Here is an 8,342-nt window from a genome sequence, read left to right as displayed (position 1 = left end):
GTGGGCAGTTTGACTGGGGCGGTCGCCTCCTAAAATGTAACGGAGGCGCTCAAAGGTTCCCTCAGAGCGGTTGGAAATCGCTCGAAGAGTGTAAAGGCAGAAGGGAGCCTGACTGCAACACCTACAAGTGGAGCAGGTACGAAAGTAGGACTTAGTGATCCGGTGGTTCCTCGTGGGAGGGCCATCGCTCAACGGATAAAAGCTACCTCGGGGATAACAGGCTGATCTCCCCCAAGAGTCCACATCGACGGGGAGGTTTGGCACCTCGATGTCGGCTCGTCGCATCCTGGGGCTGAAGTAGGTCCCAAGGGTTGGGCTGTTCGCCCATTAAAGCGGCACGCGAGCTGGGTTCAGAACGTCGTGAGACAGTTCGGTCCCTATCCGTCGCGGGCGCAAGAAGTTTGAGAGGAGCTGTCCTTAGTACGAGAGGACCGGGATGGACTAACCTCTGGTGCACCAGTTGTCACGCCAGTGGCACGGCTGGGTAGCTATGTTAGGACGGGATAAACGCTGAAAGCATCTAAGCGTGAAGCCCACCTCAAGATAAGACTTCTCATAGCGTAAGCTAGTAAGACCCCTTGAAGAACACAAGGTTGATAGGTCAGAGGTGTAAGCATGGTAACATGTTTAGCTGACTGATACTAATAGGTCGAGGGCTTGACCAAGTAATTTAATCTGTGCAATTTTGAAAGAATAATTAATATTCTTTTATACATAAGTATTCCGTGGTAGCTCAATGGCGGAGCATTCGGCTGTTAACCGAAGGGTTGGAGGTTCGAGTCCTCTCCACGGAGCCATATATCTGGTAATAATGCCGCAGTGGTTACACCCGTTCCCATTCCGAACACGAAGGTTAAGCGCTGGAGGGTCGATGGTACTGCTTGGGAGACTAAGTGGAAGAGTAGAACATTGCCAGGTCAAAGACGTTAAGTTTAGAGCTTAGCGTCTTTTTTTATTATAATTAAGTCTCCCAAAGCATTACTACGGGGCACCTGAACATGTCAATTTCCATTGACAAGGTTGCCCATGAAAGACCATTTAAGGCTTTCATCTGCTCGGGAGACTGAGTGGAAGAGGTAAAAGCCCTGAATGGGCTTTTACGGGTGGCTTAGCCTGTGGGAACAGGCTGTCTTAAGCTACCCAGTGCTACGAAGTAGAACATTGCCAGGTCAAAGACACTAAGTAATTAGACTTAGTGTCTTTTTATTTTTTGTGTAAATAATTTTTAAATTCTATGAATATGTATTGATATATAAAATTCATTTATATATAATAATATTTAAAATATAAATCAGACTATTTTGAAAATTAAGTTTTGTTATTAAAAGGAAATTGGAACATAAAATAGAATATATATAGTAAATATAGAAATATTGGCAACAATATATATTAACTAGTGAGAATAGGCAATAATATTTACTGTTAGTCCAGGAGGTAAAATAAATCCTAATATTCTAATTAAAAACTATTAATTGGCGGCTTCATGGTATAACTTAAAAGTTTACTTAATTTAACCTATTACACAATATTTTTGAAAGGCGGGAATCTCGTATGAAAGATTACAGAACCAAAAATTTAAGAAATGTGGGGATAGTAGGCCACAGTGGAGCAGGAAAAACTACATTAACTGAAGCCATATTGTTTTATACAAAAACAATAGACAGAACGGGAAGAGTAGAAGAAGGAACAACTACAAGTGATTATGATGTGGAAGAAAAGAAGAGAAAGATATCTGTTTCTACATCAATTGCCCCTTGTGAGTGGGAAGATACCAAGATTAATTTAGTAGATATGCCTGGTTATTTTGATTTTATAGGTGAAATGGTTGAAGGCTTAAGAGCAGTAGACTTAGCATTAATAGCAGTTTGTGGAGCATCAGGGATTCAAGTAGGAACTGAAAAAGCTTGGAACTATGTAAATAAGAATAAAATGCCTAGAGCGTTTTTTATAAATAAATTAGATAGAGAAAATAGTAATTTTGAGAAAGTATTAAGTGCGCTTAAAGAAAGATTTGGAATATCAGTTGTTCCAATACAGTATCCAATTGGAAGCGAAGCTAATTTTAAAGGAATTGTAAACGTTATTTCCAGAAAAGCAAGATTATTTAATCCTAAAACTCATGCTATGGAAGAAGCGGAGATACCAACAGATTTAATTGATAAAATTGATGAATGCAAAAACATGATTATGGAAGCAGTAGCTGAAACAGATGAAGTATTATTAGAAAAGTATTTCAGTGAAGGTGAATTAAGCGATGAGGAAATTTATAGGGGTTTAATAAATGGCTCAGCAAACGGTGATATATCTCCTGTTATGTGCGGCTCTGCTCTTAATGGTATTGGTATAGAGACTCTTGTTGAAGATATAGTTGAATGTTTTCCATCACCAGAGATTATTCAAGGTATAAAAGCAAGAGATATAAAGAACAACAAAGAAATAGCTGTGAAGATTGATGAGAATGCTCCATTTTCAGCTTTTGTTTTTAAGACTATAGCGGATCCTTTTGTAGGAAAATTATCTTTATTTAGAGTTATGACCGGAAAAGCTAAAGCTGACTCTACAGTGTATAACAGTAACAAAGATAAACAGGAAAAGGTTGGAACAATGTATTTTGTGAGGGGCAAGGCCCAGCTGCCTACCTCAGAAATTGTAGCTGGAGATATAGGTGCTGTTTCTAAACTTCAGTTTACTGGTACAGGAGATACTTTATGTGAAATGGCTTCACCTATAGCTTTTGAAGAAATTACTTTCCCTGCACCTTCAATGTCAATGTCCGTATTGCCAAAAGCAAAAGGTGATGAAGATAAAATATCCTCAGGACTTACAAAACTTTTAGAAGAAGATCCAACTTTTAAAATATCAAGAGATGTAGAAAACGCTGAAATGATTGTTTCAGGTGTAGGAGAAACTCATCTTGATATTATAGCAAGTAAGCTTAAGAATAAGTTTGGAGCAGATGTTACGTTAGATGTGCCAAAGGTTCCTTATAGGGAAACTATTAGAAAAAATGCAGATGTTCAAGGAAAGCATAAGAAACAGTCAGGCGGTCATGGACAGTACGGAGATGTTTGGGTAAAATTTGAGCCCAGAAATGATGGTGAAGATGAGCTTCAGTTTGTTGATCAAGTAGTTGGAGGTGTTGTACCAAGGCAATATATACCAGCAGTTGAAAAAGGCTTACGAGAATGTATACAGCATGGTGTTTTAGCCGGGTATCCCGTTATTAGATTAAAAGCTACTTTACACGATGGTTCCTATCATCCTGTAGATTCATCGGAAATGGCCTTTAAGGTTGCTGCTTCGTTAGCTTATAAGAAGGGGCTGCAGACTGCACAGCCAGTATTACTAGAGCCAATAATGCATGTTGAAGTTAAGGTTCCAGATGACTATATGGGAGACGTAATGGGAGATATAAATAAAAAGAGAGGTAAAGTTTTAGGCATGGAGCCAGAGGATGGATATCAAAAAATAATTGCAGAAGTTCCTATGGCAGAAATGTTTAAGTATGCAACTGATTTAAAATCTATGACACAAGCGAGAGGAATTTTTGAAATGAAATTTGAAAGATATGATGAAGTTCCTGCTTTAGAAGCTTCTAAGATAATTGAAAATGCTAAGAAATTAAAGGAAATAGAAGAGTAATACAAATTAAATTTAGTAGGTAAATAAAAATAAGACTGCAAAAATATCGCAGTCTTATTTTTATTAATAATTTTCAACAAATACTTCGAAATAACTTTGAGGATGCAAGCAAGCAGGACATACTTTTGGAGCTTCAGTACCCTCAAATATATATCCGCAGTTATTACACTTCCATAGAACGGAAGTTGTTTTCTTGAATGCTTCATCATTTTCTAAATTAGATAATAACTTTCTATATCTAGCTTCATGTCTTTTTTCAACTTCTGAAATTTTTCTGAACGCAACTGCAATAGCAGGGAAGCCTTCCTTTTCAGCTATATCAGCAAAAGCTGGATATAAGTCAGACCATTCTTCATTTTCTCCATTTGCTGCTGCTAGGAGATTAAGCTTTGTATCCCCTAAGACAACCGGAAAATCAGCAGTTATTTTCACTGTTTCACCAGCAAGGCCGCCTTCGTTTAAAAATTTAAAAAATCTTTTAGCATGTTCTTTTTCATTATCAGCTGTTTCAGTGAATATATTAGCAATTTGAACATATCCTTCTTTTTTAGCAACAGAAGAATAGAAAGTATATCTAGTTCTTGCTTGTGATTCACCTGCAAAAGCCTTCATCAAGTTTTCAGCAGTTTTTGTTCCTTTTAATGAATTCATAATAAATCCCTCCATCCATTAAATTTACCTATTGTGTATTAAAATTAATTAACAGATAAATTATAGCATAATAAATAAATATTGCCATGTTAACGATTAGTTAAATTTAGTGAATATTTTATAGTTTAATACAAAAAATAAACTAGAGAAAATATGTAGTAGAAATTAGCAGAGCAGAGGAGAGATAAAATGTCTGAATACCGTTTAGAAGTTAATGGCACAATAGGATTAAGTGATTATGCTAATATTAATGATTATATGAACATTATTGGAGAAAATGATAAGGTTGTTGTTACAGTAGGGCCTGGAGAAGCACATAATGTAGATATTATAACAAACCTTTTGGGGCGCAATGGCTTTGAAGTTGCACTTAAAGGCGGCCACGATGATGGAAGATACTATATTACTGCTTACAGAAGAGGAGACGAATTCAAAGGTTAATATTTAAATATAAGATATAGAAAAACACAAGTTATATATTTATTATGACTTGTGTTTTATTGTATAATATACCTATATTGCATTGTAATAGATAAAAAAATTATTTGGAGGAAGATAAATGAATAAGAATTATGTAATAGGTATTGATTTGGGAGGAACTAAAATAAATGGTGCTTTAGCAGATTTAGATGGAAAAATAATAAGCCAATATACAATGCCTACAAATGCAGCAGAAGGTGAAGAAGCTGTTCTTGGAAGAATAGTAATGGTTATTGAAAAAGTAATGGAACTTGCTGATAAAAGCACAGATAACATAAAGGCAATTGGAATTGGTTCTCCAGGCCCATTGGATGCTAAAGAGGGAATTATAATAACTACTCCTAATCTGCCTTTCAGAAATTTTCAATTAGTTAAACCTTTAGTTGAGAAGTTTAATATTCCTACATATTTAGATAATGATGCTAATGTGGCAGCTATTGGAGAATACATGCTTGGTGCTGGAAAAGGTACTACTAACATGATTTATATGACTGTAAGCACAGGAGTAGGCGGGGGAGCAATTCTTGATGGTAAAGTTTACAGAGGCGGAACATCAAATGCCTTAGAGATTGGACATATGACAATTGTTCCTGATGGCCCAAAGTGTAATTGCGGAAATTATGGATGTATAGAAGCGCTTGCTTCGGGAACCGCTATTGCAAGACAAGCTAGGGAAGCTCTAGAAAACGGTGAAGAAACCTCACTTAAAAACTATGAAAAAGTTACTTCTTATGAGGTGTATAAAGAGGCGGAAAAAGGTGATAAAGTAGCCATAGAAATACTTGATAGGAGCTTTAACTATCTTGGAATTGCTGTAGCAAATACTATAACAAGCTTTGATCCTGAAATGTTTGTAATTGGCGGTGGAGTTTCTCAGATGGGTTCTGTACTATTTGATAAAGTTAAAGAGGTAGTAAATAAAAGATGCTTCAAAGCTATGTCAGAGTTTTGTGAAATTGTTCCTGCTGGATTAGGAACAGATGCCGGAGTAATGGGGGCAGTTGCTTTAGCATTGCTTGAATCAAAATAAGCTTACATTAAAATTTATACAAACTTTGTTTTTAAAGGATACCCTATAGAGTAGATAAATAAAAAGTCTGCTATATAGGGTATTTTTACGTATATGTAAATAAAATAGTGGAAAGATATCTATAATAATATTTTTTGAATAAATATGTGCATAAAATTTTATATAATATTAAGTATAATATAAAATAATATTGAAAATTCTCTAAATATATATAATAATACTATGAAAAACGCAGTGAATTCGTTTAAATTTAATAAAAAATACGAAAATTTAAGAATAATGACGAAAGAACGAATAAAATAGTGTAATTTGAATGAGAATGGATTATTTATAATTATACATAATTTAATAAATTGTTAATTTTATGATAGCATTATAAAGAATCATATATTAAGGAGGTAATTATATGTCAGAGCATAAAGGACTCTCACATACAGCGTATGGTGGAATTAAAGGCGAGGACTATGTTCCTTATATACCAGCAAGTCAAGCCATGCCTGAACTAACCACAGTTTCAATAATAATTGGGTGTTTACTAGCAGCTGTATTTGCGGCAGCTAATACATATCTAGCATTAAATGTTGGTATGACAATAGCAGCGGGAATACCAGCGGCAATACTTGGTACAGGACTCTTAAAGATAATTTTTAGAAAAAATAATATACTTGAAGCAAACTTAATTTCAGGTGTAGCAGCAATGGGTGAATCTTTAGCAGGAGGTATAGTATTTACTATTCCGGCTTTATTCATCTGGGGTATGAATGTTAGTCTAATAACTATTGTTATAATAACTCTTTTAGGAGGACTTCTTGGTATAATTTTTGTTGTTCCGCTTAGAAGATATCTTATAATAGAAGAGCATGGAAAACTTGCTTTTCCAGAAAGTATGGCAGCGGCAGAAGTTCTTGTTACAAGTAATTCTGGTGGAGCTGGCTTTAAGACAGTGCTAACTGGTATACTTGGAGGAGGAGCATACAAGTTTCTTTCAGCAGGACTTTTACTATGGCAGGAAGAGCCAAATTGGAATATAAACATAACTCAAAATAATAAATCTATATTCCAAAGCTTTTTCGGATTTGATGCTATGGCATCACTTGCAGGAGTTGGATTTATAGTTGGTATTGAAGCTTCACTTTATATGTTTGCGGGCGCTTTAGTAGCTACTTTTGGATTAGTGCCATTAATAAAGTTTATTGGAACGGGATCAAGTGCAATATTGTATCCAGCTACAGTTCCTATAGGAGAGCTAAGTGCCTCTGCTATAAGAGGAAACTATATAAGATATATAGGTGCTGGAGCTGTTGCAGCAGGTGGATTTATAAGCTTAGCTAAATCTCTTCCTACAATAGTTAAATCATTCAAATCTGCACTTTCAGGAATTGGCGCAGGTGGAGCTGAGACAAAGAGAACAGATTTAGACATTCCTATGACTTGGGTTATAGGCGGAGCAGCATTAGTATTCTTTTTATCATGGTTTTTACCAATGCTTCAAATTGGATTTGCAGGTGCACTTTTAGCGGTAGTATTTGCCTTCTTCTTTGCAGTTGTTTCTGCAAGGATATGCGGCATTATCGGAGCATCAAATAATCCAGTTTCAGGTATGACAATAGCAACACTTTTATTTGTTACTTCAGTATTAAAGGCTTTAGGAAAGACCGGAAATGGCGGGATGTTTGCAGCACTTGTAACAGGAGCTATAGTATGTGTAGGTATATCTGTTGCGGGCGGTGCAGGTCAGGCATTAAAAACAACTTATATAATTGGTGGTACTCCAAAAAAACTTCAAATAGGAATGTACTTTGGAGTAATTATAGGAGCAGTAGCAGCTGCAGGAACTCTTATTCTTATGATTAACACATACGGATTTACAGGCCCTAAGGCAATAGCTGCACCACAAGCAACACTTATGTCAATGGTTGTTCAAGGAGTTATGACTGCTCAACTTCCATGGTCCCTAGTACTTATAGGAGCAACCTTCGGGGTTATGATAGAACTTTTAGGACTTCCAGTATTACCAGTTGCATTAGGAATATATCTTCCAATACACTTAAGTGCTGGTATACTTGTTGGTGGTATTGTAAGAGTTATCGTAGATAAGAAATTTTCTAAAAATGAAACAGAGCTTAAAGAAAAAACAGAAAAAGGTATACTTCTTTCCTCAGGACTTGTTGCAGGAGATGCAATTATGGGTATAATAGTTGCTTTACTTGCAGCACTTAAGTTAAGCGAGCCAGTAGGAATAGGAGCAAAAATCCTTCCGAATATAACTTCAAGCAACTGGACTGCTACAGTAGTCTATCTGCTCTTAGCTATATGGATTTACAAATTTACTGTGAAGAAAGATAAGAAAGCTTAAGCTAATGCAGAATTTAGAATGTAGAATTTAGAATGTAGAATTAAATCAGAAAATCCCTTAGGGGATTTTCTGATTTATTATTAAAAAGTCCTACGGATTTTTTACATTCATTCTTAATTTTACATTTTACATTCTAGATTGATTTCCCCTTATCCATAAAAAAGAAAATTTTTAATATATCAT

5 protein-coding genes, 1 tRNA gene and 2 rRNA genes are annotated in these 8,342 nt (G+C 35.6%); 7 read left to right on the top strand and 1 reads right to left on the bottom strand.

Annotated features, from left to right (window positions below; translation table 11 throughout):
- The 4 genes from JK636_RS18490 to fusA all read left to right on the top strand — a co-directional run.
- Nucleotides 1-665, top strand: a 23S ribosomal RNA gene (locus JK636_RS18490); the annotation flags it as partial.
- A 57-nt stretch (nt 666-722) separates the two neighbouring features.
- Nucleotides 723-797, top strand: a tRNA-Asn gene (locus tag JK636_RS18485).
- 4 nt (nt 798-801) lie between these two features.
- Nucleotides 802-918 (top strand): 5S ribosomal RNA (rrf, locus tag JK636_RS18480).
- 633 nt (nt 919-1,551) lie between these two features.
- Nucleotides 1,552-3,642 (top strand): elongation factor G, encoded by a 2,091-nt coding sequence (fusA, locus tag JK636_RS18475; protein ID WP_202750461.1) that lies wholly within the window; start codon nt 1,552-1,554, stop codon nt 3,640-3,642.
- 63 nt (nt 3,643-3,705) lie between these two features.
- Here fusA and rbr read toward each other — a convergent pair whose 3' ends face one another.
- Nucleotides 3,706-4,293 carry a rubrerythrin gene (rbr, locus tag JK636_RS18470; RefSeq protein WP_202750460.1) on the bottom strand — a complete coding sequence of 196 codons (588 nt, stop codon included), beginning with the start codon at nt 4,291-4,293 and terminating at the stop codon, nt 3,706-3,708.
- Nucleotides 4,294-4,482: 189 nt separating this feature from the next.
- Between rbr and JK636_RS18465 the strand changes: the two genes are divergently transcribed.
- The 3 genes from JK636_RS18465 to JK636_RS18455 all read left to right on the top strand — a co-directional run bounded on the left by JK636_RS18465 (nt 4,483) and on the right by JK636_RS18455 (nt 8,159).
- On the top strand, nt 4,483-4,734 hold the full coding sequence (locus JK636_RS18465) for a hypothetical protein (RefSeq protein ID WP_202750459.1): 252 nt from the start codon (nt 4,483-4,485) through the stop codon (nt 4,732-4,734).
- A 118-nt stretch (nt 4,735-4,852) separates the two neighbouring features.
- Nucleotides 4,853-5,803, top strand: coding sequence for an ROK family protein (locus tag JK636_RS18460; protein WP_202750458.1), 951 nt, complete (start codon nt 4,853-4,855; stop codon nt 5,801-5,803).
- Between the two features lie 406 nt (nt 5,804-6,209).
- A complete protein-coding gene (locus JK636_RS18455; protein WP_202750457.1) occupies nt 6,210-8,159 on the top strand; it encodes an OPT family oligopeptide transporter in 1,950 nt (649 codons plus the stop codon).
- Nucleotides 8,160-8,342: the final 183 nt, after the last annotated feature.

The sequence above is a fragment of the Clostridium rhizosphaerae genome, assembly GCF_016765585.1.
Taxonomy (GTDB): Bacteria; Bacillota; Clostridia; order Clostridiales; family Clostridiaceae; genus Clostridium_AT; species Clostridium_AT rhizosphaerae.
Note: the sequence above shows the minus strand (reverse complement) of the source record. Positions and strands in the feature narration are given on the sequence as shown.

Excerpts from the sequence above, each read along its gene's own strand:
- fusA (WP_202750461.1), top strand. The coding sequence starts at position 1,552 with ATGAAAGATTACAGAACCAAAAATTTAAGAAATGTGGGGATAGTAGGC.
- rbr (WP_202750460.1), bottom strand. The coding sequence starts at position 4,293 with ATGAATTCATTAAAAGGAACAAAAACTGCTGAAAACTTGATGAAGGCT.
- JK636_RS18465 (WP_202750459.1), top strand. The coding sequence starts at position 4,483 with ATGTCTGAATACCGTTTAGAAGTTAATGGCACAATAGGATTAAGTGAT.
- JK636_RS18460 (WP_202750458.1), top strand. The coding sequence starts at position 4,853 with ATGAATAAGAATTATGTAATAGGTATTGATTTGGGAGGAACTAAAATA.
- JK636_RS18455 (WP_202750457.1), top strand. The coding sequence starts at position 6,210 with ATGTCAGAGCATAAAGGACTCTCACATACAGCGTATGGTGGAATTAAA.